This is a genomic window from Neobacillus driksii, from assembly GCF_013409995.1.
GTDB classification, from domain to species: domain Bacteria; phylum Bacillota; class Bacilli; order Bacillales; family Cytobacillaceae; genus Neobacillus; species Neobacillus driksii.
Window position 1 is genome coordinate 1 of the sequence record NZ_JACCBX010000006.1, and the last position, 26564, is coordinate 26564.

Annotated in this window: 25 protein-coding genes; 13 read left to right on the forward strand and 12 right to left on the reverse strand. The window is 38.2% G+C overall.

Annotated features, from left to right (window positions below; all coding sequences use genetic code 11):
- Window positions 1-135: 135 nt before the first annotated feature.
- The 3 genes from F4694_RS14430 to F4694_RS14440 form a co-directional block, all read right to left on the reverse strand.
- Window positions 136-363, reverse strand: coding sequence for a hypothetical protein (locus F4694_RS14430; RefSeq protein WP_179599087.1), 228 nt, complete (start codon window positions 361-363; stop codon window positions 136-138).
- 28 nt (window positions 364-391) lie between these two features.
- Window positions 392-580, reverse strand: coding sequence for a hypothetical protein (locus F4694_RS14435; RefSeq protein ID WP_179599089.1), 189 nt, complete (start codon window positions 578-580; stop codon window positions 392-394).
- 72 nt (window positions 581-652) lie between these two features.
- A complete protein-coding gene (locus tag F4694_RS14440) occupies window positions 653-979 on the reverse strand; it encodes an ArsR/SmtB family transcription factor (protein ID WP_179599091.1) in 327 nt (108 codons plus the stop codon).
- Between the two features lie 282 nt (window positions 980-1261).
- Between F4694_RS14440 and F4694_RS14445 the strand changes: the two genes are divergently transcribed.
- From F4694_RS14445 to F4694_RS14470, 6 genes are all read left to right on the forward strand, one after another.
- The gene (locus F4694_RS14445) at window positions 1262-1708 is read left to right on the forward strand and encodes an ArsI/CadI family heavy metal resistance metalloenzyme (protein WP_308806353.1); all 447 of its coding nucleotides are present in this window, start codon (window positions 1262-1264) and stop codon (window positions 1706-1708) included.
- A gap of 147 nt (window positions 1709-1855) precedes the next feature.
- Window positions 1856-2908 (forward strand): flavin-containing monooxygenase, encoded by a 1053-nt coding sequence (locus tag F4694_RS14450; RefSeq protein WP_179599095.1) that lies wholly within the window; start codon window positions 1856-1858, stop codon window positions 2906-2908.
- Window positions 2909-3159: 251 nt separating this feature from the next.
- On the forward strand, window positions 3160-3735 hold the full coding sequence (locus tag F4694_RS14455; RefSeq protein ID WP_179599097.1) for a hypothetical protein: 576 nt from the start codon (window positions 3160-3162) through the stop codon (window positions 3733-3735).
- A 387-nt stretch (window positions 3736-4122) separates the two neighbouring features.
- Window positions 4123-4746 carry a hypothetical protein gene (locus F4694_RS14460; RefSeq protein WP_179599099.1) on the forward strand — a complete coding sequence of 208 codons (624 nt, stop codon included), beginning with the start codon at window positions 4123-4125 and terminating at the stop codon, window positions 4744-4746.
- A gap of 99 nt (window positions 4747-4845) precedes the next feature.
- Window positions 4846-5409: a hypothetical protein gene (locus F4694_RS14465; RefSeq protein ID WP_218895666.1), complete on the forward strand. Its 564-nt coding sequence runs from the start codon at window positions 4846-4848 to the stop codon at window positions 5407-5409.
- 687 nt (window positions 5410-6096) lie between these two features.
- Window positions 6097-6297: a cold-shock protein gene (locus F4694_RS14470; RefSeq protein WP_179599103.1), complete on the forward strand. Its 201-nt coding sequence runs from the start codon at window positions 6097-6099 to the stop codon at window positions 6295-6297.
- A gap of 138 nt (window positions 6298-6435) precedes the next feature.
- Here the strand turns inward: F4694_RS14470 and F4694_RS14475 are convergent.
- Window positions 6436-7784, reverse strand: a protein-coding gene (locus F4694_RS14475; RefSeq protein ID WP_179599105.1) for an IS1182 family transposase whose coding sequence is annotated in 2 segments (ribosomal slippage) — window positions 6436-7220 and window positions 7220-7784 — 1350 coding nt in all. Because the reading frame shifts where the segments join, the coding sequence is not laid out codon by codon here.
- Window positions 7785-8399: 615 nt separating this feature from the next.
- On the opposite strand from F4694_RS14475, the gene F4694_RS14480 reads away from it, so the two are divergent.
- On the forward strand, window positions 8400-9845 hold the full coding sequence (locus F4694_RS14480) for a DEAD/DEAH box helicase (RefSeq protein ID WP_179599107.1): 1446 nt from the start codon (window positions 8400-8402) through the stop codon (window positions 9843-9845).
- A gap of 228 nt (window positions 9846-10073) precedes the next feature.
- Window positions 10074-10277, forward strand: a complete 204-nt coding sequence (locus tag F4694_RS14485; RefSeq protein ID WP_160723167.1) for a cold-shock protein — start codon at window positions 10074-10076, stop codon at window positions 10275-10277.
- Window positions 10278-10520: 243 nt separating this feature from the next.
- Here the strand turns inward: F4694_RS14485 and F4694_RS14490 are convergent, their stop codons facing one another.
- Complete coding sequence (locus F4694_RS14490; RefSeq protein WP_179599109.1) at window positions 10521-11429, reverse strand: oligogalacturonate lyase family protein; 909 nt, start codon at window positions 11427-11429, stop codon at window positions 10521-10523.
- A gap of 76 nt (window positions 11430-11505) precedes the next feature.
- Window positions 11506-12354 carry an AraC family transcriptional regulator gene (locus tag F4694_RS14495; RefSeq protein WP_179599111.1) on the reverse strand — a complete coding sequence of 283 codons (849 nt, stop codon included), beginning with the start codon at window positions 12352-12354 and terminating at the stop codon, window positions 11506-11508.
- A gap of 157 nt (window positions 12355-12511) precedes the next feature.
- Here F4694_RS14495 and F4694_RS14500 point away from each other — a divergent pair, with 157 nt between their 5' ends.
- On the forward strand, window positions 12512-13603 hold the full coding sequence (locus tag F4694_RS14500) for a glycoside hydrolase family 88/105 protein (protein WP_179599113.1): 1092 nt from the start codon (window positions 12512-12514) through the stop codon (window positions 13601-13603).
- A complete protein-coding gene (locus F4694_RS14505) occupies window positions 13578-15833 on the forward strand; it encodes a rhamnogalacturonan lyase (protein ID WP_257029248.1) in 2256 nt (751 codons plus the stop codon). Before F4694_RS14500 ends, F4694_RS14505 begins: the two co-directional genes overlap by 26 nt.
- A gap of 301 nt (window positions 15834-16134) precedes the next feature.
- Here the strand turns inward: F4694_RS14505 and F4694_RS14510 are convergent, their stop codons facing one another.
- Window positions 16135-17052: a bile acid:sodium symporter family protein gene (locus F4694_RS14510; RefSeq protein WP_308806348.1), complete on the reverse strand. Its 918-nt coding sequence runs from the start codon at window positions 17050-17052 to the stop codon at window positions 16135-16137.
- 656 nt (window positions 17053-17708) lie between these two features.
- On the opposite strand from F4694_RS14510, the gene F4694_RS14515 reads away from it, so the two are divergent.
- The gene (locus tag F4694_RS14515; RefSeq protein WP_218895667.1) at window positions 17709-17885 is read left to right on the forward strand and encodes a hypothetical protein; all 177 of its coding nucleotides are present in this window, start codon (window positions 17709-17711) and stop codon (window positions 17883-17885) included.
- A 171-nt stretch (window positions 17886-18056) separates the two neighbouring features.
- Here F4694_RS14515 and F4694_RS14520 read toward each other — a convergent pair whose 3' ends face one another.
- The 3 genes from F4694_RS14520 to F4694_RS14530 all read right to left on the reverse strand — a co-directional run bounded on the left by F4694_RS14520 (window position 18057) and on the right by F4694_RS14530 (window position 21840).
- Window positions 18057-19220 carry a serine hydrolase domain-containing protein gene (locus F4694_RS14520; protein ID WP_179599119.1) on the reverse strand — a complete coding sequence of 388 codons (1164 nt, stop codon included), beginning with the start codon at window positions 19218-19220 and terminating at the stop codon, window positions 18057-18059.
- 89 nt (window positions 19221-19309) lie between these two features.
- Entirely contained in the window at window positions 19310-20587 is a 1278-nt protein-coding gene (locus F4694_RS14525; protein WP_179599121.1) for an endo-1,4-beta-xylanase, read from the reverse strand.
- 401 nt (window positions 20588-20988) lie between these two features.
- Window positions 20989-21840, reverse strand: coding sequence for an alpha/beta hydrolase (locus tag F4694_RS14530; RefSeq protein WP_218895668.1), 852 nt, complete (start codon window positions 21838-21840; stop codon window positions 20989-20991).
- Between the two features lie 548 nt (window positions 21841-22388).
- On the opposite strand from F4694_RS14530, the gene F4694_RS14535 reads away from it, so the two are divergent.
- A complete protein-coding gene (locus tag F4694_RS14535) occupies window positions 22389-24131 on the forward strand; it encodes an SGNH/GDSL hydrolase family protein (protein WP_179599126.1) in 1743 nt (580 codons plus the stop codon).
- 113 nt (window positions 24132-24244) lie between these two features.
- On the opposite strand, the gene F4694_RS14540 is transcribed toward F4694_RS14535, so the two are convergent.
- Window positions 24245-25114 carry an SDR family oxidoreductase gene (locus tag F4694_RS14540; RefSeq protein ID WP_179599128.1) on the reverse strand — a complete coding sequence of 290 codons (870 nt, stop codon included), beginning with the start codon at window positions 25112-25114 and terminating at the stop codon, window positions 24245-24247.
- Window positions 25115-25617: 503 nt separating this feature from the next.
- Between F4694_RS14540 and F4694_RS14545 the strand changes: the two genes are divergently transcribed.
- Entirely contained in the window at window positions 25618-25806 is a 189-nt protein-coding gene (locus F4694_RS14545; RefSeq protein WP_179599130.1) for a hypothetical protein, read from the forward strand.
- 93 nt (window positions 25807-25899) lie between these two features.
- Here the strand turns inward: F4694_RS14545 and F4694_RS14550 are convergent, their stop codons facing one another.
- Window positions 25900-26556, reverse strand: coding sequence for a tetratricopeptide repeat protein (locus F4694_RS14550; protein WP_179599132.1), 657 nt, complete (start codon window positions 26554-26556; stop codon window positions 25900-25902).
- Window positions 26557-26564 lie beyond the last annotated feature (8 nt).

Consider the following 26564-nt stretch of genomic DNA (forward strand, 5'->3'; position numbering starts at 1 on the left):
GCGGAAAGCGAAGCACCTGGAGCGGAAATCAACAGGCCTTTGGGCAGGCAGAAAAATAAAAATTGCCGAGAGAGATACCTTTCTCGACAATCTGAGGACCTTTACAGGTCCTTTTGCTTTATTCTTTAGCGATAGCTAAGCACAGCACGTTCTGTTCTCTTCAACACTTATCGATAATTGATGATAGGCTTCCAAAAAACGTTCGTATGACTGGCTACCGTAGCGAAATGGCTCATTGTGAAAAAACAGTTCTAAGGTTATTTCTTTTGCCTGTTCTAACGTGCAATTCCGAGAGATCATGACTAAATTTATATAAAAGATAAAATACTCCTTTTTTAACGTACTGGCATGGTTAATGGTCAATCTGACCACCTCCTTATTGATTTGAGTTTTAACAACACACACATTCACAATTGTTTTTTACGATAGTGGTATTCCTTCTGGTTTTAAATCTCGAAATAATCTTTTGCAAAAAAGATTCCTTTTGTAATTTTTCCATCTTCCAAACAATTGCAGCCTTTTTTTCAACTTCCTCTTGTCGTAATTTCATCAATTGATATACTTCATACTCATTAATCATGTTGGCCCCTCCTCTTAATCAAATAATATTGATTTATTAATCAAAAAAAACTGATTTAATACTTAAAAAAAATTAGCAACAAGTTGGTTTAAAGATACAGCAAAGCTCATGTGACAATAAATGATTAAGTTCATCTTGATTCAGTTCATAATAACTCCAGGTGCCCCTTGTTTCTTTTTTAATAATATTAGCATCTAATAAAATCTTTAAATGATATGATAATTTCGATTGAGCCATATCCATCAGGGGAGCCAGATCGCACACACACATAGAACCGTTTTGAGTTAAAATATTCATGATTTGGAGTCTCTTTTTATCAGCAATGGCTTTAAATTTTTGTTCATATTTTTCAAACACTTTATCTAATGATATATCTTGTAATTGAATTTCTTCTTTCACCTTAATCACCCATTTCTTTAATCAAATAAACTTGATACATCAATATTATATCCAATATTTTCATGTGTCAATTTTTTTAATCAAAAAAAATTGATTTAACCATATATTGTATTGTATTTCTGAACAGTTAAAATGGTACAAATAAATAATCAATTTTTTTTGATAAAAGGGTTGTAATTAGAAAAAATTGCTAATATACTGTAATCATAAATCAAAAAAAGTTGATTTATTGATTATAAATCAAAAATATTTGATTTATAAAATATACTTGAGGGAGTGTTAATAATGAAAATGCATGTTGGAGTGAATGTTACTGATCTAGAGAAATCAATTCAATTTTATAAGAAGGTTTTTAATTCGGAGCCTGTAAAAGTAAAGCCAGACTATGCAAAATTTTTACTTGATGACCCAGCCCTTAATTTTACTTTAAACTTGATAGACTCAGTTTCAGGGAACCAGGTTGGACATTTCGGCTTTCAAGTTGAAAATCAAGAGGGAGTTCTGCAACATAAAGAACGTTTAGAAAAATTAGGTTTCTTTGCAAGGGAAGAGATGGACGTTAATTGCTGCTATGCTACTCAAGATAAATTTTGGGTAACCGATCCAGACGGGAACGAGTGGGAGTTCTTTTATACTAAAGGTGATGTTGAAACTATGAAAACTGAATCAACATGCTGTGCATCCCAACCAGTAAAAGTAGAAATCAAAACCTCTTCCTCTTGTTGTTAATAACGATGGAGAGCATTTTTGCTCTCCTTTTTACTCTGCATAAAAATTAATAGTTATAAAAGAATGAATGACCATATAGGGAATGGCTGTATGGTCTTTATTTCTAAAAAACATATCCTTAATAACGATATATAAGGAGAAGAAGTTATGGAGAACACATTTGATTGTATTGTAATTGGAGGAGGGCAGGCTGGATTAGCTTCTGCTTATTACCTGACAAAGAATGGATTGAAGTATATCATTCTTGAAGCTAGTGACCAAGCAACGGGATCTTGGCCCAAATATTATGAGAGTTTAACATTGTTTTCCCCAGCAAAATATTCATCACTCCCAGGATTGCAATTTCCTGGTGACCCAAACCATTATCCCACAAAAGATGAGGTTATATCTTACTTTAATGAATATACCAAATATCATAAACTTAACGTTCGTACAGGAGAAAAGGTAACGAAAGTAAGTAAAAATGGAAAAGATTTTGTGATTGTCACAGAAAAAGGGAGCGTATTTAATTCAAAGGCTATCATAGCAGGTACGGGTGCTTTCTCATACCCAAACATACCTGCAATAGATGGAAGTGAGGATTTTAAAGGTAAGATTATTCACTCTAGTGCATACAAAAACGTAGAAGAATTCAATAATCAAAGAGTTATTGTGGTTGGAGGCGGGAACTCTGCGATTCAGATTGCTTATGAATTAGCTAAGGTTTCAATCGTGTCCCTTGCAATCCGAAAACCAATTTCATATATTCCACAACGAGTCTTGGGAAAAGACATCCACTTTTGGTTGAAAGTAACCGGTATAGATACACTTCCTTATGGTAGAAGGTTCTCCATGAATACTTCAGTTATGGATACAGGAATCTATAAAACAGCTATATTAAATAATAGGCCAGATAGTAGGCTTATGTTCGCTAACTATACAGAAGAGGGTGTAGTGTGGGTTGATGGGAGAGAAGAAAAAGTGGATTCAGTGATATATGCTACTGGTTATAAGCCCAATGTAAGTTATCTAACCCCACTAAAGGATGCGATAAATCAATCAGCTTATCCAGTGCAAACTAAAGGAATTAGTACCACGGTTGATGGGCTATACTATGTGGGGCTTTCAGGACAACGTTCGCTCTCTTCAGCAACTATCCGTGGTGTCGGATCGGATGCAAAATATGTTGTTAAGCATTTAATAAAATACATTAAAGTTTAATTTGATTAGTTTAATTCCTCTTGGTATTGTCCAAGGGGAATTGAAATAATAGAGGTACTTTAAAGAACATTATTAGTAACAAAGCATAATATTTTTGTTCAGAACAACAAAGTAATTGTGAAGAAATTCACTTAAACTAATGGGTGCTTTTATGCAATAACGAAAACAAAGAAAGAGCCTAAAATATGCAACACGGAGATAGTTATCCTTTTACTAAGGTATGTAAACACAGAAAAATAACGGGGGAATTTATGAGTAAAATAAAAATAGCGAAATGCCGTATTTGTAATGCAAATGATGTTGAATACATTACAAAACCCAGTTTCAGTTGCAATGAGTGCTTACCTTATTGGAACCGTGCAGACTCCATTTGGAGTAATAAAAGAAGAGCAGACGTATTCTTTATTCATCGTGTTCATTTTGCTAGACATATCAAAGAACTTTATGACAAGGATAAAACGTGTAAGTACAGTGGATTTATGCTCTATAAACTCAACATCGACGGAACCTTACCTATAGAACAATGGATTTATGATTTATTTAAGTTTAGTGTAGAACGCTACGATAGTGATAAACCTTATGTACCTGGAAATACTATTCTTTGTGCAAATGTCTTTAATTTAATGAAAAACAATACTGAAAAGGACAATTTTATAAGATTAGTTATTAACTTATTAGAACATCAATATAGTGTTGGAGATGAAAATACAAAATATAGGATTGAAGCTTTTTCAGAAAAAGTAATTCAATTGAAGGAAGAAAAAAGAGGAAAACTGACAGAAGCAGAAATGGAAAAATTAATAACGGATAACCTACCTGACGAATAATAATTCGAAATATCTGTTTGAAAAAGCCTGTCCTAATCGACTGGCTTTTTATATATAAAGAACACATTAGATCACAAATCACTTTTAGGATATCGTCTTTGTTGAACTAACAGGGGCAAGAGCTTTAGATCCAGCTGACAGTCTTGGCGGCTTTTCTTTTTTATTAACGGGTGAATTTAATGGAATAAGGAGTTTTACAATAACTAGGTTAATAACATTAAGGATTATCACATGGGGAATTTGAATTTGTAGGAGTTAAGATAAGAAGGATTTCAGCTTTAGTTTGGAATCCTTTTTAAATTATATAAATTTATCCGCTTGTTGACGTATTTTAGTAGTATAATAGTATTGATATTTCTACAAATTTTTACAAAAAGGGGACAATTTATGAAGAAATTAACCTACCTATTTATGGCGTTTTTATTAGTTTTCCTTGCAGCTTGTTCATCAAATGAAACAACTAGCAAAGAGGAAAATGAAACAAAGAAAGAAGAGAAAAAAAAGGAACAGGGTGTAGAGGTCGATAAAGGGCTGTTAAACGTGGAATTAACAATCCCTGCGTCTATGTTTGAAGGAGAGAATGTCGATACAGTAATTTCTGAAGCAAAAGCTGAGGGTATTGATGTTACTAAAAACGAAGATGGATCACTTAAATACAAGATATCTAAATCTCAACACAAGAAGATGATGGAAGAGATGGAAAAGGGCATTAAAGAATCCCTAGAAGAGATGGTTAATGGTGAGGAGTTTGTATCCCTTCAAGAGATTACGTATAACGATTCTTTTTCAGAATTTACGGTTTTAGTTGATAAGGCGGCATACGAGAATAGCTTTGATGGATTCGCTTTACTGGGGTTAGGGATATCTGGAATGATGTATCAATACTACAACGGAACAAATGCTGATGATGTAAAGGTTAAAGTTATTACTAAAGACCAAGAAACACAAGAAGTCATTGGTGAAGTAGTATATCCGGACGCTCTTGAGGAAACGGAAACAGAAGCAGAATAATTTTGGGGGAAAAGTTACAATGAACGCAAAGAAAACTGTTGGTTTACTAATATTAGTACTACTGATTTCAATTCTGGAGCTTGTCAGTCAACCAAAGAAGTGACTGTGAAAAGAAGTGATAATGTAAAAACAGAGGAAACAGATAACGAAAGTAAATCAACGGATATCGAAGAAAAAGAAGTGGCCGAGTCTAAATTAGGATCTCGTTCTAATCCTGTCTTATTCCAACAAACAGCTACAGTCGAAGATAAATTATATAACAACGATGGTGATGAGTTTGCAATCAAATTTGATTTAACTGTTTCTGAGGTTATTCGTGGGGAAGAGGCTTTCAATCAATTAAAGACTATGAATGAATTTAATGAGGCAGCTCCTGAAGGTTATGAGTGGGTATTAGCAAAAACTAAAGTGAAATTTATTGAATCTGAGACACAAGATCTATCTTTTATGATTGATGGTATTATGAATTTTAATATGGTAAGTGAAAGTGGAGATATTTATAGTGGTGATATCGTACCAACAACTGAACCAGACTTTAGTTTTGAATTATATGTAGGTAGTGAGCAAGAAGGTTATATTGGAGGTTTAGTGAAGACTGGCGAAAAAGCCCAACTACGTTATCGAGATATGTTAGATGGACACGTTTTTTTTAATCTACAATAAAAATACAATTTTAAGAGGTGCGTCGATCCGAAAAGGATTAACGCACCTCTTTGTTGAAATCCTTGTTAAGCTAACGGAGCAGGTTAGATTAAGTACAACCTTTCACAAGGTTTAGAAAAAAAGCTGACGTCAACATTTGGAAATCATGAACAGGTTCTAACCCATCGTTTGCCTTGGGGTAAGTATAAGTCAAAATGGATGGAAGAATTCATCGAAGAAGAAAAACTGCTGTAGGAAATCCGGAAGAAGCGCTCATGAAAAATAGGTGTTTTTTTTAGGGAATAAAAAGAATAAAACTACCATCTTATGGGGACAGGATGGCAGTTGACAGTTAAAAGTTCCAAGCTTTTGGCGTCTCGGTACTTTATTATGGGTTATATAAATTTTCCTTATACTGAATTAAGTAAAAGAAAGCCAACCTTATTACTAGATGCAGGGTCTACTCTACATCAAAGTATTAATTAGCTCCTATTTTATTATATGCCTTTTTTAGGGGATTAAAAGCAGTAAAACAAGTCCATATTTTTAACCACCATTCTTGGATGGTTTCGTATTAGATAAATAAACTGAATAAACTTTCATTCATCAAGGTAATAATATGACCATACCAAGATTCCTTAAACATCTTGGTCATGTTACAATCCATCAACAATTGTGTGCAATTTACACAATAGGAGGCAACTAAAAGTGGAAAAAGGTAAAGTAAAATGGTTTAACAGCGAAAAAGGTTTCGGATTCATCGAACGTGAAGGTGGAGAAGACGTTTTCGTTCATTTCTCAGCGATCCAAGGCGATGGCTATAAATCACTTGAAGAAGGTCAAGAGGTTACTTTTGACGTAGAGCAAGGTCAACGCGGACCCCAAGCTTCAAACGTTCATAAAGCATAATTATAAGAACGAATAAGGACAGACTCTTATTTAAGAGTCTGTTCAGATTGTTGAGAAAGTAGTATTTTTTCTTAACCAAAAGTCTTCTTTTCCTTAAATGCTTAATAAAAAGTTGAGTAATCATAAAGATCGCCACGCCTATGCTAGCTTAGCTAGGTGTGTGGCGATCTTTTTCATGTTTTGGCAGGCTGCTGTAAGTAAAACCTGCTCACTAGCATTTTGCAATCCCCGTAACCGGCAATAGCGAAGCCCATGCAGTTCTTTTGAATCTGCGAAGCTTCGCTGTACTTTTTCTTTTCTAAATTTATAAAGCATTTTACCCGATTTAGAAAGCCTGTTGAGGCGGACTTTTTCTTTGTGTTCCTCCCATACATGTCGAGTAACTACTTTTTGCGTATTTTTCGATTTAGTACACTCCTGCAGGAGTGGGCAGTTGGCACATTTCTTAGAGTCAGATTTATACTCTCTATATCCTTCTCTTGTTGTGGTACTATAAGACAATTCTTCTCCATTAGGACATATATAGATATCAAGTTCATTATCGAAATGAAATTTCCATTTTGGAAAGAGCCCTTTTGTGGGTTGATATCTTCTATGAGCAATTACTCCAAATATATTACGATCACTAAGACCTTTACAAATTGGATTTGTTAAATAACCAGAGTCAAGTGCCACTGCTTCTACGTCAAAACCAAATCTTTCGATTTGACGATCGAGGCGGGATAAATAAGGAACAGAATCATGGACATTTCCAGGCGTAACAAAGACATCAGTAATGATATTAAATTTCATATCCGTGGTACGATGGTCAAGGTAACAGAACATTTCCTGCTTATTATCGCGAGACATGAATCCACATTCTGGGTCAGTTGTGCTCTTTCGTATTTCTTTAGTTTCCCTCACCTCCTCCTTATCCTTTAGAGCTTTTTTCCGTGATTCACTCGGTCTTCTTCCACTGCTTTGTTTAAATCTTCTATGTATTCACGTGTTTCAACTTCAACTTCTACCCTAGTAAATTTATGTTTATTTGCGTTTGCTTTTAGATGGGTAGAATCAGAAAACAAAACTCTTCCGCCAACCATTTTGTGGTTAATGGCCTGAAAAACGATCTGATCAAAAATCTCCTGAAAAATATTTGTTTCTTTAAAACGAGTACGTCTATTCCAACTTATAGTTGAATGATCCGGTACTGGATCATTTAGTTTTAATCCTAGGAACCATCGATAAGCTACGTTTGTCTGGATTTCTCGTTCTAATTGGCGTTCAGAACGAATTCCATAAAAATATCCTATAAACATCATCTTGAAAAGTTGTATAGGGTCCGAAGGACGCCCGTTTTTTTCTGAGTAATATGGACGGACCTTTTCACCAATAAAAGAAAAGTCTATGTATTTATCAACTTTTCTAAGAAGATGATCCTGTGGTACCAAATCGTCAATAAAAACAAATTCTGCTTCATTTTGTATCTCTTTTTTTGGCTTATACATTCAATCCACCGTCCTATAATTATTAATTATATTATATCAGATTAACGCGGTGAATCGTTAAATATTCGAGGGAAAATAAAAGGCTATCGAGAGTTTCTCGACAGCCTGGACAGACTCTTATTTAAGAGTCTGTTTTTTATTTTAAACAAAAAAACCCACTATGAGTTAGGTACATGAACGATAAATCGAATGGTACGCTCAGTGTATCATACAATAACGAAATGTCCTATTTTGAATGAGGGAGGCTGAAATGTTTACTCGTTTTATTTACTGCTTTTATCGAACCAAATGAAACTAACAAAATCAGGGTACCCCCAGATTATAATTGTAAAATTGCTTGTTTTTTCTTTACTTCTTGTTTGGTAGAAGATGATTGGAAATCATAATTAAAAATACGTATGTCCTGAAAACAAAATTCTTTTTTGGCAGGTCACTTACAGTGGGATGAGTCGACACTTATATCACCGTGATGCCTATTGTCTGTATTTCCCTTGCACCCGAGGGGTGGATGCTTACTTACCTAATTAGCTTGTAAAAATCAGTACAGATGTGCATTCAATCAAGGAGTTTTGTCTAATATAAAAAATAGTAAACGCATAGAGGGGGTTTTTGAGTATGACAACATTTCAGGAAATGGGCATTAGTGAGCCCATTAAAAGAGCGATTACGGATATGGGATTTGAAGAAGCATCTCCTATACAAGAGAAAGCCATTCCCATAGCTTTGTCGGGGAAGGACATTATTGGTCAAGCACAAACAGGTACGGGAAAGACGGCTGCCTTCGCCATACCGATCTTGGAGAAAGTGGATACGAGCAAAAAATATGTTCAGGCGATTGCAATCGCACCTACGAGAGAATTAGCTATTCAGGTTTCAGAAGAGATCAATCGACTGGCGAAATACATGGGCATAACCTCTCTCCCTATATATGGAGGGCAGTCGATAGATCGCCAAATTAAGGCATTAAAAAAGGGACCTCATATTATTACGGGAACACCCGGAAGACTTTTGGACCACATTAAACGTAAAACGCTAAAATTAGACCGCATCTCATTGGTGGTTTTGGATGAAGCTGATGAAATGTTAGATATGGGCTTTCTGGAAGATATCGAACGAATCCTAAAAGAGACCCCTGACGAAAAACAAACCTTGCTGTTCTCCGCAACCATGCCTAAACCGATTCAAAATCTTGCCGAAAGGTTTATGAACGATCCAGAGTTAGTAAAGATGAAAGCGAAGGAAGTCACCTCTCCAACTGTAAAGCAAATTTATTATGAGGTTAATGAACGGGATAAATTTGAAGTGCTTTGCCGTCTGCTAGACGTGGATAACCCAGAATTAGCGGTGATTTTTGGAAGAACAAAAAGACGCGTGGATGAATTAAGTGATGCATTGAATAAAAGAGGGTATCTTGCTGATGGATTGCACGGAGATTTAAATCAACGACAGCGAGATGTTGTGATGAATAAATTTCGTGAGGGGAACATTGATATTTTAGTTGCGACCGATGTAGCCGCGAGGGGAATTGATGTTTCAGGGGTTACCCACGTCTACAATTTTGACATTCCTCAAGACCCGGAAAGTTATGTTCACCGAATCGGCAGAACGGGGAGAGCAGGTAAGTCAGGGTTAGCAATTACATTTGCTACACCGAGGGAAACCAGACATATCCACAGTATTGAACAAGCCTCGAAAGTAAAGATTCAGCGCAAGTCAATACCAACGGTAGCGGAGGCAAGGGAGTCTATACAGAAAGACGCAGTAGAAAAGATGATTCAATTGGTTGAAGAGGAGGAATACTCACAGTTTAAGCATGCAGCAAGCGAATTACTCGATCAGTACGATTCGATAGCGTTAGTTTCAATTGCCTTGAAATTGTTGTCGAAGGAACAGAGGGATGTTCCTGTTCAGTTAACTTCCGAGACACCGCGATATGCGAGTAAACCTAAAATAAAGGTACAAGAGAAATCAAGGAAAAACTATAGAGGGAATAGGGGGTTTGGGGGAAAAGCGGGAAATGGTAAACGAAAAAAAACTTCCATGACCTTACAGAAAAAGTAACGATTGACCTCAGACTAAAAGTGTTGACGGATCCATTATTAAGCTACCGATTTTAAAAGAAAATTAAAGATAATGTTCTTGCAAATACTTTTCAAAAGTGTTAAAATTTAGAAGAATTATTTTTGTTCGGTGTAAAGGATAATATAAGATTAACTATTCGTCTTGATGATCACTGAGTGCAAGGATAGTAACACATTGTGTGCAAAGCACACAGCAGGAGGAAACAAAATGGAACAAGGTAAAGTAAAATGGTTTAACGCAGAAAAAGGTTTCGGATTCATCGAACGTGAAGGTGGAGAAGACGTTTTCGTTCATTTCTCAGCGATCCAAGGCGAAGGTTTCAAATCTTTAGACGAAGGTCAAGCAGTTACTTTTGACGTTGAGCAAGGTCAACGTGGAGCTCAAGCAGCTAACGTGCGTAAAGCTTCATAATAATAATAATAAAATAAAGCAGACTCTTTATAGAGTCTGTTTTTTTATTATTATTCTTTTAAAAACAAGGAGCCCCACTCACGAATGAGTAGGGCACATGTAAACAAGTAAATCAAATGGTAAACACAGTGTATCACATAATGACGAATTCTCCTAATTACAATTTAAAAGTGCTATTGTAGAAGTGGCTAAAACTGTGAAGTTTTGTACTTAAGCTAACGGTGCAGGATAGTTAAAGAAAGATTAAGCCAAGACAATATGAAAGAGCCCGTTTTTTTCGCCATTTACAAGATAAACCAAATTAGGGCTTTCTACGCCAAGGTAACCGATGCGGTCCGCACAAAACCATTTCGAGTCACGTGAAATTCCGGGGTGGAGCAGCTGATCTTCCTTGGTTACAATACGGAAATTCTGACCGTCTTTTGTCCCCATCATGAGATATGACGGCAGCTTCATGAACACTATATTTTCACCATCAGCAGTCCAGACCTCATGGGTAATCCAATCGCCCTCGGACTCGACGTAGTACGGCCGTGCGGTAGAAGTGGTGACATCAAAAAGCCACATCCGCTGCAAAGCATCGCCACCAGTTTCATGAATGAAGAAAATCGTATTTTCATCGGTGGGACAAACCTGAGCATGCCCCAAATTATAATCACTTTGATAGACTACTTCACTTTTTCCGGTTTGAGGATCCAATGTAACCAAGGCGTAAATGCAGTTTTTTTGTTTATAACTGCAAACGATCTTCCCGCTTTTGCTGGTAGTTAAATGCCCCGTAATATGACCGCCAGCGGGGAGCGCACCCAGTTCAATGATTTTATCGCTGTCGCATTCATAGCGGCAAACGACATTCCCCTTTGTCATCACCCCGTAGTTTTCAAACCTGTCCATGGCAAAACCACTGTATTCACTTCCTGCTACCAGCTTCAGCTCGCCAGATTCGACCTCAGCTTTGTAAAGATCCCCTGTTCCTTGGTAGACCTCATTTTTCAAACCCGAGGGAATCTGCTGGTTGAAGAAGAAATAACGGTCATCTGTAGTAAAATTCTCGGTTGTGAAATACAGCTTAGTATTGCGTTCTTGTCCCTGAGTATACTGACGTATCTCATATCCTGTAACCGAATCCATATAAGTTGTGAAATTTCGCATAAAAATTCCCTCCCATGTGAATTAAACCCATTTTAGAGGATTTGGCGGGACAAGCCTATATCAGCAAGGATGTGGTTTATGGATTTATGTCAGAATGTCTGGTTTGTTGGCGATAATGCTTCGGAGCGGTTCCTATTATTTTTTTAAACATCCTTGAAAACAATAGGGCGTCGGAATATCCCACGGATTGGGCGACCTCTCCAACGTTAAACTGCCCTTTCCTAAGTAGTTCGCAAGCTTTATTCATCCGGTATTGCAGCAGATATTGCTGAGGAGTCATTCCTACCGATTCCTTAAATATGGCGGAGAAATATTTGCGGTCCAACCGAACGAATGAAGCTAGTTGTTCAATGGAAACCTGTTCATGATAGTGAGCATGAATATATTCCATGCCTTGCACGATATAGGTGTCCCGTCTATTTGGGCTTGAACTCGCTGGGACAGAAAGCGGGACAGTTTCTGTGAGCACGGATAAAAATTCATACATAAGTGCTTTGACCTTTAGATCGGAGCCAGGTTCTTTATCGGAAACCAACGTTAATTGATTATACATATCAGGCATGATCTTAATGTCCATAGGAAACACCGGCTGCTCCGGGGTCAGTCGTGTACGCGCTAAAATAGGTTCTACCTGCTCACCAGAAAAGGCCAACCACGTATAAACCCAGGGTGATTGCATGTCCGCCTTATAAAAGGTCAAAACATCCGGATAAATGAGAAAGGCTTGCCCCGCTTCAAGTGAAATGGTATGCTTCCCAACTTGGACGATTCCAGAGCCATTATGAATAAAATGAATGACGTAGATGTCCCGAACCATCGGGCCTACGGCATGTCCCGGAGCACACTCCTCCCTTCCCCAGAAAAGCAGATGCAAATCCGGGTTCACACGGTACGGTGTTTCCGGATTATAATAATAGGTTCTCATTTTGGGGTCCCTCCTCGGTAAAATACTGACATTATACCATAAATGAATGCCTTTAAAGTATTGTTTTTACACTGATTAAGAGGATACAATCTGACACAAGGTGCCTGAGCACTTTAAATCCCAAAAATGCAGGAACAAAGAAGAGAGGAAGACGAAAATGCCAAGGTTTGAATATGATGAAAACAAATTAAAGGAAATGATTGACACCGTAGTCCGAAGAACAATGAATATAGATTTTACATGGAGCTGGTCATGCGGGGTAGCTTTTTACGGTATCGGAAAAGCCTGGGAGGTTACCGGAAACCAGGAATATATTGATTTCATGGTCAAATGGGTAGACGAATACCTTGATTTAGGGCTTCCCCCAATGAATGTTAACGCTTGTGCTATGGGACATACCATGTTGACACTGCATGAAGCCACAGGGGATGCAAAATACCTTGATCTTGCACTGATGAAAGCTGAGTATCTGAGAAAGGATGCAATCCGTTTCGGAGATGGAGTATTCCAGCATACAGTTTCATCAAAGAATGACTTTCCTGAACAGGCATGGGCAGATACTTTGTTCATGGCAGCATACTTCCTGCTTCGTATTGGATTTAAGCTTGATAACAAGGAGTATATCGATGATGCATTGAAACAGTTCTATTGGCATGAGGAGTACCTGCAAGACAACAAGACAAACTTGTTCTATCACGCATGGGATAATGTCAGAAAGGATCATCTATCCGCCATTTATTGGGCAAGGGCAAATGCATGGGCAGCTTACACGATGGCACAGGCTTTCAGAATGCTCAATCCCTTTATGCCAATGTGGATGCAGATTGACGGAGCTCTTGGTGACCAATTGAGTGCATTGGTAAGACTACAGTCAGAAGAGGGTATGTGGCATACCATCTTAAACGATGATACCTCCTACCTAGAAACTTCGGCAACAGCCGGTATTTCCGCTGCATTGACAGTAAACGCACATCCATTGCATCAGAAATATGTCGCAAAAGCTTATGAGGGAATAATATCAAACATTGATGAAGACGGCTCGGTTAGAAATGTTTCTGCAGGAACGGCTGTAATGTACACTGCACAAGATTACAATTTGGTTCCCAAAAAAAGGGTACAGGGATGGGGTCAAGGGCTTGTTCTTGCATTCCTAGCTGCGTTGCTAAAAAAACAAGAATTAAGTCAAAAAACGAAGATAGCGAAAGAGAATGGGAGTGAATCAATTGAAATCAGAACAGGTGAAAAATAAGCTAGCGTCAGAAGTTGGTTCTGCAGTGCAGCTAGAGTATCTGGATCGGGGATTAGCCGCTGCCTCAACATCAGAAGGGATATTTCTTAGCTGGAGATTGCTGGGGAATGAAGTGACTGGTTTTACCGATAAAGGGCTTATTGGACCTGATTTTAACCTTTATCGCGATGGGGTCCTCATCGCAACGATTCATGATAGCACCAACTTTTTAGATCGTGATGGGACAGGTTCCTCATCCTATTATGTTTGCGCAATCGTGGAAGGAAAAGAGTTTGCCCGCAGCGCGGAGGTTACCCCTTGGGAGAGTACATACTATGAACTACCTTTACAAAAGCCGAACGACGGCGTTACACCAACTGGTGAGACATATACTTATTCCGCGAACGATATGAGTATCGGGGATGTGGACGGTGATGGCCAGTACGAATATTTTGTCAAATGGGATCCTTCCAATTCCAAGGATGTGTCGCATTCCGGCTATACTGGCCCGGTTTATATCGACTGCTATAAATTGGACGGGACACTGCTTTATCGGATCGATTTAGGTGTTAACATTCGGGCAGGTGCACACTATACTCAGTTCCTAGTGTACGATTTTGATGGGGATGGCAAAGCGGAATTGATTTTTAAGACTGCACCTGGAACGAAGGTCATTCGATACAATCAGGAAGGAAATGCGGTCTCCGAAACTTATATCACGATGCTTCAAGAGGATGTGGCGGCCGGTTACAGCCATAATGACGATTACCGGATGAGCAGTACCGATTATTACGAGCATCTCGTGGACATGTTCTTGAGTTGGCACGAACATGAAGAGGTAGTTGCTGGTCACTGGCCTTCAACTCTTGAGCAATGTTTTGGGATTGATAACCTGTACTCCTATCCGTTAAACCAGACAGATGCAGAAAAGCTGGTCGAGTATTTTATTGATGTTTATGCAAAGGAGAGGAGCGCTCGTAATAACCTGCGAGCATTCGAAGGTTTTATTTTACATGGCCCGGAATATTTAACAGTTTTTAATGGGCTGACCGGAGAAGAACTCGAAACAATCCACTATAAGCCTGGGCGGCATGACGACGGCCTCATGTGGGGTGATTATGCTTGGAACCGCATTGAACCTGGCAACCGGGTGGATCGTTTCCTTGCCGGTGTAGCCTATCTAGATGGGCAAAAGCCATATGCTGTCTTTGCGCGGGGCTATTACACGAGAGCCGCTGTCGTTTCCTACTCTTGGGATGGGACTCATCTGAAAGAGATTTGGTTTACCGATAGCGGTTGGATCACGATGGATAATCCGTTTGCCGACAAACTTCATTTGGCCGACGGTCGAAGCGAGAAGTTTGGCAGTCTTGCGAAGCAAGGGGCACATTCTTTGAGTGTAGCCGATGTTGACGGTGACGGCTGTCATGAAATCATCTACGGCTCGGCTACGATCGACCATGATGGAACCATTCTATACAGCTCGAAAGGTATTCTTCCTGAAGGGAGCGCGGCGCCGGGTGCAATTGCCAAACTAGGCCACGGGGATGCTCTTCACGTAACGAATATTGATCCGGATCGCCCTGGTTTAGAGATTTTCATGGTTCATGAGAGCGGTGTACGTGGACCTTATGGATATACGCTGCGTGACGCTGCGACAGGGGAAGTGCTGTATGGGGCATTCGCGGCAGACGATATAGGTCGTGGGATGATTGGTCAGGTTGACCCGGATTATCGAGGACTTCAGACGTGGACATTGGAAGATCCTTCAAGTCAAGAGACCTTCGGCTTAATGACGGCAAAAGGAGAACAGATTGATCAAAAGGTACCGGGTACCAATATGAATATTAAGTGGTCTGCTGACATGACAACGCAAATCATCAGCGGTGCTATGGGACAGCCTGTCACAATCGGCGATTGGAAAAGGGGCACTTTGCTTACGGCGGAAGGGACAACCTCCAACAATCATACGAAGGGCAATCCATGCCTTGTTGCGGACATATTCGGGGACTGGCGGGAAGAACTTCTCGTTCGAACGACTGACAGTTCGGCGATTCGAATTTATATGAGCACCGAGGTAACCGACCGAAAATTGTATACGCTGATGCACGATACTCAATACAGAAGCGAGATCGCAAGGCAAAATGTCGTATACAACCAGCCAGGCTACACAAGCTTTTATTTTGCATCCGATATCGATTGGTCGGCCGTCCCGATATCAAACTTTCATACACCGCGCATAGATAAGTAAGGCTCCGCAATAAGAGTAGGCTTCAACCAATGCATGCGGAAGATTCTACGTACTCGTCGATAGATTCTTTTCACAGACGTAATGACTGGAAAACCAAGAACCTACATTAACAAAAAACGGACCATCCATATACGGGTGTCCGTTTTATATGTGAAGTTTCTAAATGTAACTGGACTAGAGCCATTTTAATAGAAAAATAGAATGGAATTCCCTTATTTTGTTCTCGGTTTAGTTGGGGATATAATTAAATAAAACACACCTTTATATAGTCGGTGATTTCCAACAATGAAGGTGTGGTTATCTAGCTTGTTAATTGTGAATTTTTTGAATCCGTATCGAGCGGTTTATTGTTATCCATCCGATTAAATAGGGTCGCTAATATTGGACCAGATATATTATGCCAAACACTGAAAATAGCATTTGGTACAGCAGATAATGGTGAGAAATGTGCGGAAGCAATAGCAACACTTAAGCCGGAGTTTTGCATTCCCACTTCAATTGCAACTGCTTTTTTCTTCGATAAATCCATCTTGAATAACTTTCCAAAGAAAAAGCCCAATAAATAGCCAAGGACATTATGTAGGATAACAACAGCAAAAATGATTAATCCTGTTTTAGCAATATTTTGTTGGTTAACAGATACTACTACGGCTACAATCGAAACAATTCCTATAATGGATACAAGCGGTAGGACATTTACACTTGCCTGTGCTTGACGATTAAATAATTTCTTAACGATTAACCCTAGGACAATAGGTATAATTACTATTTTCACAATGGAAACAAATAGGCCAGCTGGATCTACTGGAATCCATTCGCTTGCAAGTAATAATATAAGTGCTGGTGTTACCACAGGTGCTAGTAGTGTTGTCACTGAGGTAATGGTTACACTCAGGGGCACATCGCCTTTCGCCAAGAAAGTCATAACATTAGAGGAAGTCCCTCCCGGACAGCAACCTACTAAAATGACTCCTACAGCAATTTCAGGAGGTAATTGTAATCCTTTTGCTAGTAAAAAGGCAAGACCAGGCATAATTAAAAATTGACCAATAACTCCGATTGCCACATCCTTTGGACGTCTGAAAACTTCCTTAAAATCTCCTGCAGACAATGTTAGTCCCATTCCAAACATAATGATTCCTAAGATGAGGGAAATATGTGGCGCTATCCACGTAAATGCGGATGGCCAAAAAAACGATAAGGCTGCAAATAATAGCACCCAGACGGCAAAGGTACTGCCGGCGAATTGGCTTACTTTCTCTAAAACTTACATTTTGTACACCTCTGACTTTTGAATTTATGTAATGAAAAGTATTATAGAATACTTTTTGAATAGAGACAATAGTTAGAATATTGGATTAACATAAACCAGGGATAAAATGCCTAAATGTTTGAACCGATAGAACGAATAAAGAAGACAGCCAAAATGTGCGTTTAAACAAGATTGGCTTCCACACTGGTGAGATAATCAGTTTGAAAATATAATAGAGTTATAGAATAGTCAAAACGCGGATTTATCCCAATTTATGATGATAGTCCAATCCATCCTTGCTTTTTAAAATAACATAAGAGGAGATAGCACACAGATAGTACGGGTGGTGGCGAAACATTGTTGTTCCGAATATGGCGGTGGATGTGGCGGTTATGGATACGGTTGCTTTTATGGCGGTAGTTCAATTGTTTGTAAGTCAGCCATATTGTACACTTTAACTGTGCAAGTCTGATTCATTTGATTCGGTTTGTTTTTGAAGATTTGAGGCGAGGACGACTTTTACGAAAAATTTACAAGGAATTTAATGATTTTTGGCAAATTCTATACGTAAATAATAGAAACAGGAGAGGAAGTGGAGTATGAGATATCAACGAACGTTTTTTATGATTAACGATTTGGTTATCGAAGTCAAGAAACCTGAAATAACGTTAAAAAAAGTCATAGTAGCCAAAATTAAAATAGAAAATGAAGAATATAGAATGCTCCGAAAAAAATTCGATGAAGATATATTCCATATAGAGAAAAAGCCTGATGGATGGTACATAACAGAAAAAGAATAAGCATTCTGAATTGTAAAAACCAGGTTATAAAGGAGCTTGCATAAATAAAAGCAATCAACTCAGCATTGGTCTGAGCGATTGCTTTTAGAGTAAAAACAGTGATACAAAAGATTACAAATTAATTTTCGATTACTCCGTCCTCCCTAAATAATTCAGTATTTATGCGTGTTCTTAAAGCGAACTATAAATAACCGAGCGAAGCCGTGGATGATGGTAAGCCTCAAAGTTAGGCAGCATTTGCTGCATATACACAGCGGAAAGCTTTTCTTTTGGGTCGATTAATACCCACGTGCCCGCTAAACCACACCAACCGAATTCTCCAATTGCACTGTTACTGCCAGCTAAAGGCGAATTCATCATGACTCTTACACCCAATCCATAGCCATAGCCCTTCAGATAGTCCCAGTTATAGTATGGCAGCACGTCCGGCTGAAGATGATTGGTGGACATTAGTTCAATCGTCTTTCTTCCTAAAATATTGACACCATTAAGCTCTCCGCCGTTTGCCAACATGTGGGCAAATCGACTATAGTCGCCCAACGTAGACAGCAGCCCTCCGCCTCCACTTTCAAACTTGGCTCCAAGCTGATAATTCTCATCCATTAATGAATTTTTGGTTAACTCCCCGTTTTCACTACGATTGTAAAGGCTGCAAAGACGCTCTTTTTTCTCCTCGGGAATCTTGAAAAATGTATCCTTCATTTCTAAAGGATCAAAAATTTCATCTTTTAAAAATTGTCCAAAGGATTTACCTGACAGGACTTCAATCAGTGCTCCCAAGATGTCATGACTGTAGCCATATTGCCATTGTGTCCCTGGTTCAAAGGCAAGTGGAATCTCGCTGAGCATTTGAGAGAGTGCTCTTACATCTAAATTCACAGAACCCTTGTCGTTATTAAAGTTATTAAGCGCCAGTTTAACCTGACGTTCCGTTTCATTTCCGTCCCCTCCATAGGTTAATCCGGAGGTCATCATGAAGAGATCTTTGACCCTGATTGATTTTGAAGAAGGTAAAATCGACAACTCTCCTTTTTTATTTCTATGGTAAACTTTTGGTTCTTTGAATTCCGGAAGATACTCTTCAAGAGGGTCATTTAGCAAAAACAATCCCCGTTCATATAAAATAAGGGCGGCAACACACGTTACCACTTTGGTGTTTGAATAAATTCGATAAATGGTATCCGATAAAATTGGTTTTTCGGTTTCAAGGTCGGCATAGCCAATGTAATCTTCAAAAACAGTTTTCCCTTGATAGGTAACTGCACTGGCACATCCAGCCGGACCTTTTTCGACAAAGCTTTTTAATAATGGATGTAGTTTTTCAAATGATTTCAAACAGTTTTCCCTCCCTTATTAAGCATCTACATACAGAAAAGTAGATGATACTTCCATTTAACACTGTCAGCCAAAAATTTGCCTTAAGTTTAGACTAGTACATCTGTTTTGGCTAGATTTACTATCTGTTTTGTTTCACCATCTTTTTCTAATTTGAAGCTTACATTCTTATCTTCACAAACAAGATCATAATCACCAAGGAATCCTGCAAATGAAACTATTCCGTTGTCATCTGTTTTACAAGTGACATTGGTATTCCAGTCACCTTTGATCAGTTTCTGTAATACTTTATAGGATGGTTTTAAACTATTATCTTTTCTGATAAATCCGGAAGGAGCACCAATCCAAGCACCGTCATCACTGAACTGCCAGGATGAAATGGCTTCTACCTGAGGATGTTTAAACAGAATAGAATACATTTCTTCTACTTCTTTTGCCTGGCGTTCTTCGTCTTCTGGTGTAGACGGCCAATCTGGAATCTGATAGTCATTCAGATCGTTAATTTCAGGCGGCATAAGGTGTCCGGATACCAAAGAGTTTTCTGTAAAATGAATCGGAAGACCAAAGTGGGAGAAACGGTCCAATACTTCTTCCAATTTCTCACGTCCCCAATAACCCTGATACTGATGGGACTGAATACCAATCGCATCAATTTTGACACCTGCATGTAAACATCCTTCAATTAAGATTTCATAGTTAATGGATGTATTAAAGTCATTTAATAGTAGAGTCGCACCTGGATTGAATTCACGTGTTTTCGCAAACATTTCTTTAATCATGCCAACACGGCCAAGTTCTTTACAAATTCTTGTAATACCGTTGTCATATTTATCATAGATTGGCATGATCACCACTTCATTGATTACATCCCACATATCGATTAATCCTTTGAAGTCAGATACTTCACGTTCAATTCTAGCAAACTGTGCTTTCAGGATTTCTTCTTTGCTCATATCCAAAAGCCATGGGGCTGTTGCTGTGTGCCAGACAAGAGGATGTCCTTTTACTTCTACGTTTCGCTTCTTTAACCATTCTGCAGCAGCCTTTAATTCTTTTGTTCGTGGTTTCCCTTTTTCAGGCTCAAAACCTTCCCGGTAGTCAGGAAATACTCCCCAATAGAATGGCAGTGTCGCAAAGTTAAAAACATCTAAGAACTTATCCATTTTTTCTTCCAAAAATGCAAGTCTGTCTGCTGGTACACTTTTATTTGCTACGTCGATCGTATCAAAAATACCGCAGCCAAATAAAAACTTATGGTTTGTCTGTCTTAGTAAAACTTCCTTTCCTTTAACAGGATTTCCTGATGCATCCAAAAGTTTGATAGTCTTTTGTGCCAAACGGTGTGCCAATTCATTTTTCTGTACCATGAAATAAATTACCCCCATTCTCAACACTGTTTCCATAGTTTATTAAAAGAAAACGTTTTCGTATTTCTTGTTTAAATATTACTAAACTTAATCTATGCAGTAAACTAACTTTATTGTATATATTTAATTTTTTAAACTTTACCTATAAATATTAATAGATTTTGTATTCAGAGCTATTAAAGCATAACAATAGCTTTAGATTCTTAATTAAAGAGGGAGGTTCGTGCCCGAGAAAGCGTGAAAATTCAGGTAGTGGTTACGAAAGAAGTAGATTCGTGCTCGAGGAGCCAAAATTTATTTCTGATTACGAAAAATCTATAAAAACAGGAATAGGGAAGGCAAGCCTCCCCCTAATAACGTGCATGCTGCAGTACTTTTGACTCAAAGTTCTATTCCTTTTTTTATAAACGTTTCATTATGAAGCCAAAAATCATATCCAATAATTCCTGACTCCAGAAAGTGCCCTCGTGCGGTCCATTATTAACCTCAATCATATGGGCGTCTGCTCCACAGTCACACAATTTATGGAACATATTAATACTCTGTTCATATGGCACTAACTCATCTTTATTTCCTTGCACCAGTAAAAATGACGGATATGTAAGACCTTCTTTTACATTATAAAATGGACTCATATCGATAAACACATCCATATTTTCTCTTGGATTTCCACCTGCCAGAGCAATATCGGCTGGAGTCGGATTATCCAGACGAGCTTTCCGCTTTAGTAAATCTGTTGGCCCAAAACAATCTACCACCAGATTAACCCGGTCAGAAAAATCGGCATATTCCTCTGTTCGATACTTTGGATCATCACTGGTAAGCCCTGTTAGTAAAGCCAGATTTCCTCCAGAGGAAGTACCCCAGATACCAATCCTATCAGAGTCTATATGATATTCTGCACTCTTTGCTCTCATGAATCGGATAGCTGTTTTCACATCCTGTAAGCATGCAGGCCACTGGTATCCTTCCAAACTGTTACGGTGAGTAATGGTTGCAATTACATAGCCTTTTGCAGCAAGCTGTGAGAGCTGAGGAATTTGATAATAAATATTTGGAAAAGTCCAACCACTTCCCTGCACGAAGACGATACATGGGTATTTTTCCTGCGAGTCCTCAGGAATCTGCGGAGAAATAATTGTCATTTTCGTACCGTTCCGTTGTGCGAGTGAAAAGACGATATCTGGATATATCTCTGCCAAGCCTTTCAAAGATGGATTGTAATTTATTTTCTTAATTTCTGGATATGCCAAAGCGATTCCTCCTCTATTATTTTTTGTATAACCTTTTATTCTATGTATCTCTTTAAACTCCTTCATTGCCATCACCAGATTCATAGTATAGAACATCAAAATCATTGATGGGTCTATATAGTATTCTAACGAATAGTGCTAAAGATCATGGAAATGATTTTTGCACCAGCACCTCAGAATATTTCAATAACATATAGGAAAAAGTCAATGAGAGAATTAGTAAAAATCTTAAAATTAGTTAAATAAAGTGTAAATGCTTTAATTGAACTCAAAGTTAATATACGACGGATAAAAGTAAATTACATACGGTTTTTATTGTCCTGGGTGCAAAAAGAATAATATAAAGCGATTTTAAAAATACATTGACCTTTCTGAAAATAATAATAAAATGATTACATAAACACTTTGTTTGTTCATTGAATAAACATTGTAATTATCTTTAATTATAACCAATATGCTCCCATTGGATCGGCAACATGTGTCAATTATGAAGATTCACTAGTTATGTGTAATAAAAAATTGATCATTCATAGGAGAGATAGGTAACGATGACAGAAAGTAGATTAATAAAAAATGACGATAGTAATGATGTTTTCAAGGCACCAAAAGATCCAGAGGCAAAACGGGGCAGCTTTTTCGTTATATATGAGAAAGTGATTGAGGCAACTCCCCGTAAAGAAGGTAAGCCTTCACAGGAAATTTATTTAGGTGAAGAACGATTAAAAAGTAATGCAAGACTTGTAGGTGGCGTGAGTGATGAGGAAATTTTAACTCTCCTTGATGATTGTCAGGGATTTCATAAGCTGGTTCACAGTATCGGTGTAGTAATAAAAACAGGAAATGGAAATACAGGAAAAGTCGATTTTGTATTACATCATTATGGAAAGCAAAAAAAATATGAAACTGGAACACTACTAAGAATAGCATGTCCAACAGATGGAACAGAAATGATAGTAAAACTTGGGGATTTCCAATGGTCCAAGGATGATGATGTTCCAGGTAAATTTGCCTTTGAATTTGACCATCCGGGTGAACTAGCTACAGTAAGTGTCAAATTTTATCTGAATGATGCTTATAAGGTGCCTGAGATATCGCCGGAACAGCCGGTCGCATTCAGTTCTGAAGGTTACCAAGCTATGATTAGAAAATCCCTTTTAAGTAAAGGAAACAATCAAAGATTAAAAGCAGCCATTGAAAAAGCAGAAAGAGGCGAGGATATTACCATCGCCTACATAGGGGGCTCCATTACTCAGGGTGCTGGAGCAAAACCAATCCATACTCATAGTTATGCCTATCAATCTTATTTGAAATTCAGAGAAATGTTCGGGAAAGATAATGGGAAGAATGTTCATTTCGTCAAGGCCGGAGTGGGAGGTACACCATCAGAGCTCGGCATGATTCGCTATGAACGCGATATTTTAAGAGATGGAAAAGTAGAGCCAGATGTCGTGATTGTTGAGTTTGCCGTAAATGATGCAGGAGACGAAACAAACGGAATTTGTTATGAGAGCTTATGTTTAAAAATACTAGCTTCGAAAAACAAACCCGCTGTTATTTTATTATTCAGCGTGTTTGAAAATGACTGGAATCTGCAAGATAGGCTATCTCCCGTAGGAAGGCATTATGATCTTCCAATGGTAAGTGTAAAGGATGCAGTGGTAGAGCAGTTTAGGCTTACAAAGGACGCGGGAAACATCATAACTAAGAGGCAATTTTTCTATGACATCTATCATCCAACAAATGACGGTCATACGGTAATGGCGGATTGCCTTACATATCTATTTTCAGAAACAAAGAAATCCATTAGCGATCAAGAGGATATTCAGATAGATAAATCGCCGGTTATCGGTAATTGTTTTAAGGATGTTCAGTTACTTGATAGGAAAGATAACCGAATAGATGCAAAGATAAATATGGGCGGTTTTTTGGAAACAGATGACGAATTGCAGATGGTAGAGATAGATGCGAACCCTTTTGGCACTCCGCAATTTCCAAACAACTGGATGCATACAACTTCATCGGGAAATGAAAGTTTCAAAATGAAGATCAACAGCAGAAGTCTCATTCTTGTTTTTAAGGATTCAGGAAATAGTGAGTTTGGAATAGCGGATATATTTGTGGATGGTCAACAGATAATAACGGCCGACCCTCATGAAGTTAACTGGACTCATTGCAATGCTGTAATTTTGTATCAAGAGAATGCCTGCCGGGAACACCAGGTAGAAATTAAAATGGCTTCCAATCATGAAGACAAATGTTTTACCATTTTGGGATTCGGATATACCTTATAACTACGGAGACTTATTATGTAGGGAAACAGTAAGCAGAGAATCTGGGGACGGTTCATGGTTCCATAGTAGTACTGCCAACAGGAACCGTCCCCACTGGTATATAAGTAATCTATCTACCCATTAACGACTTGTCCACCATTAATATGCAGAATTTGTCCAGAAACATAGGATGAATCTGAATGTGATGCGAGGTAGACAAATGCGGGAGCAACCTCCTCCGGCTGTCCTGGTCGCTTCATCGGTGTATCCTGACCATGTTTACTTACTTTTTCCGCAGTAAAAGTAGAAGGAATAAGTGGTGTCCAGATAGGTCCGGGAGCTACTCCGTTTACCCTGATTCCTTTCTCGGCCAGCTGAAGGGCAAGTGACCTTGTAAAGGATGTAATCGCACCTTTTGTAGAAGAATAATCAAGCAGCTTAGGATGCCCTTTATAGGCAGTGATGGATGTTGTATTAATAATGGCACTCCCTTTCTTTAGGTGAGGTAGTGCGGATTTTGTTAAATGGAACATTGCAAAAACGTTTGTTCGGAATGTTTTTTCCAGTTGTTCTGAATCAATGTTCATTATACTTTCCTGGGGATGCTGTTCAGCGGCATTGTTCACAAGGATATCAAGACCGCCGAGCTCATCTATTGTTTGCTCTACAGCTTTTTTACAGAAAGGTTCATCGCCGATATCTCCAGCGATTAATAGGCATCTGCCACCATGCTCCTCAACCAGCTGTTTCGTTTCTTCAGCATCATTGCTTTCATTTAAATAAATAATCGCAACATTTGCTCCTTCCTTCGCAAAAGCGATTGCTACTGAACGTCCTATTCCACTGTCTCCTCCGGTAATGATTGCATTCTTTCCTTGCAGCTTGTTACTTCCTTTATAGGTCGGATTTTCACTTTCTGGAAGTGGCCTCATATCCTTCTCCATTCCAGGCTGCTGGTTTTGTTCTTGTGCAGGTAATTTGCTTGGGTACTGTTCATTGTTCATTTTGATATTACCTCCTAAATTTGGGATGTTAATTCAGTACCCTTTAGATAAGGAGAATAAACCAAATTCCCCTTATTGATTATCTTCCAATCTTTTAAAACCTGAAAAAAATGTAGAAATTTAAATTAAAATGGAAAACGAAAAATGTTAAAGAGTTCGAGGAAACGGGAATGATTAAAATCAAATACATCTCAGCGGAACTATTGTTGCAAATTAAGTGGTTATTAACTATATGCAAAACCGAACAATACTCTAATGGGGGAATGAATAATGAAAATCTTTAAACCGGAATGGCTTTCATTAAGCAAAGAAATAAAACTGAAGCTAATTCGTTTAGCGATATTGGAGAACCAGAACAGATACTTATCACGTTCATAAGCAAAATGAAAATAGTGCACACTTTCACACCAGTCTAAAGGGGTAATGATGGAGCTGAATAAGACGACATAAATAAGATGATTCCAACATATTTATCAGCAATGAGAGGTTAAAGAGGTGAAAACATGTTACAAAATGTTGGCAGAAGATTCATCTGGTATCTAATCAGAAGTACCATCTTTGCAACCTTTATCGGATATGCCCTGTATAAGGCCGGCCTCATATCATTTCCAGGTAATCCAAAATCACAAAGAGAACTGAATAGTAAAGATCGTAATCGAAGTAGAAGAATTGGTAAAATTCGTGTTTCTTAGAGATTTCTAGATTAAAAATGTATATTCAAAAAGCCCAATTTCTTTTTATTAAAAAATGGAGAAATTTGGGCTTTTTTTATTGAAATAAATTTTTTACTTGTATGTACTAATAGTATAATTAATTGCTTCCATATACCCCTTATTCGCCGACTGGATCATTAATTCATAAGCCTCTTCAAACCTGTGTTGATTTTCAAATAATAAGGCAAGATGGAACATTGAAGGGGGATAATCCTGGTTGACTGCAATTTTATAGTAGCCTTCGGCTTTTTTAGGATCTGATGAAATATCACAGCATCCGAAGTGATATATCCTGCCTATTGTATCTAATGCTTTGTTTTCATTTTGATTTGCAGCACTACTAAGGGAGAGAAGAGCTTGATTTATATCCATCGCAACCCCAATACCCTTAAGATACATAAGCCCTTGGTAATAGAGAGCATCCGCATGTCCCTGTGCTGCAGCAACAGAAAAGTAATTGAAAGCTTTAATGTAGTTCTTGGAGATTTTTAACTGTTCACTCCCATAATAGCAGTGGTATCCCATTTCGTACTCCGCACTAGGAAATCCTTTTCCTAGAGATTTAGTAAAAAACTCTAATGATTCCAAAAAGCGTTCAGCTCTAAAGAATCTTTTATATTCACTAAACAGAAACTGAGGATTATCTTTCAAATCATTATCCTTATTAAAAAGACTACTATTTATATCTAGCATTCTATTTACATTAAATTCTGATTCACCAACTTTCAAATTTTCCC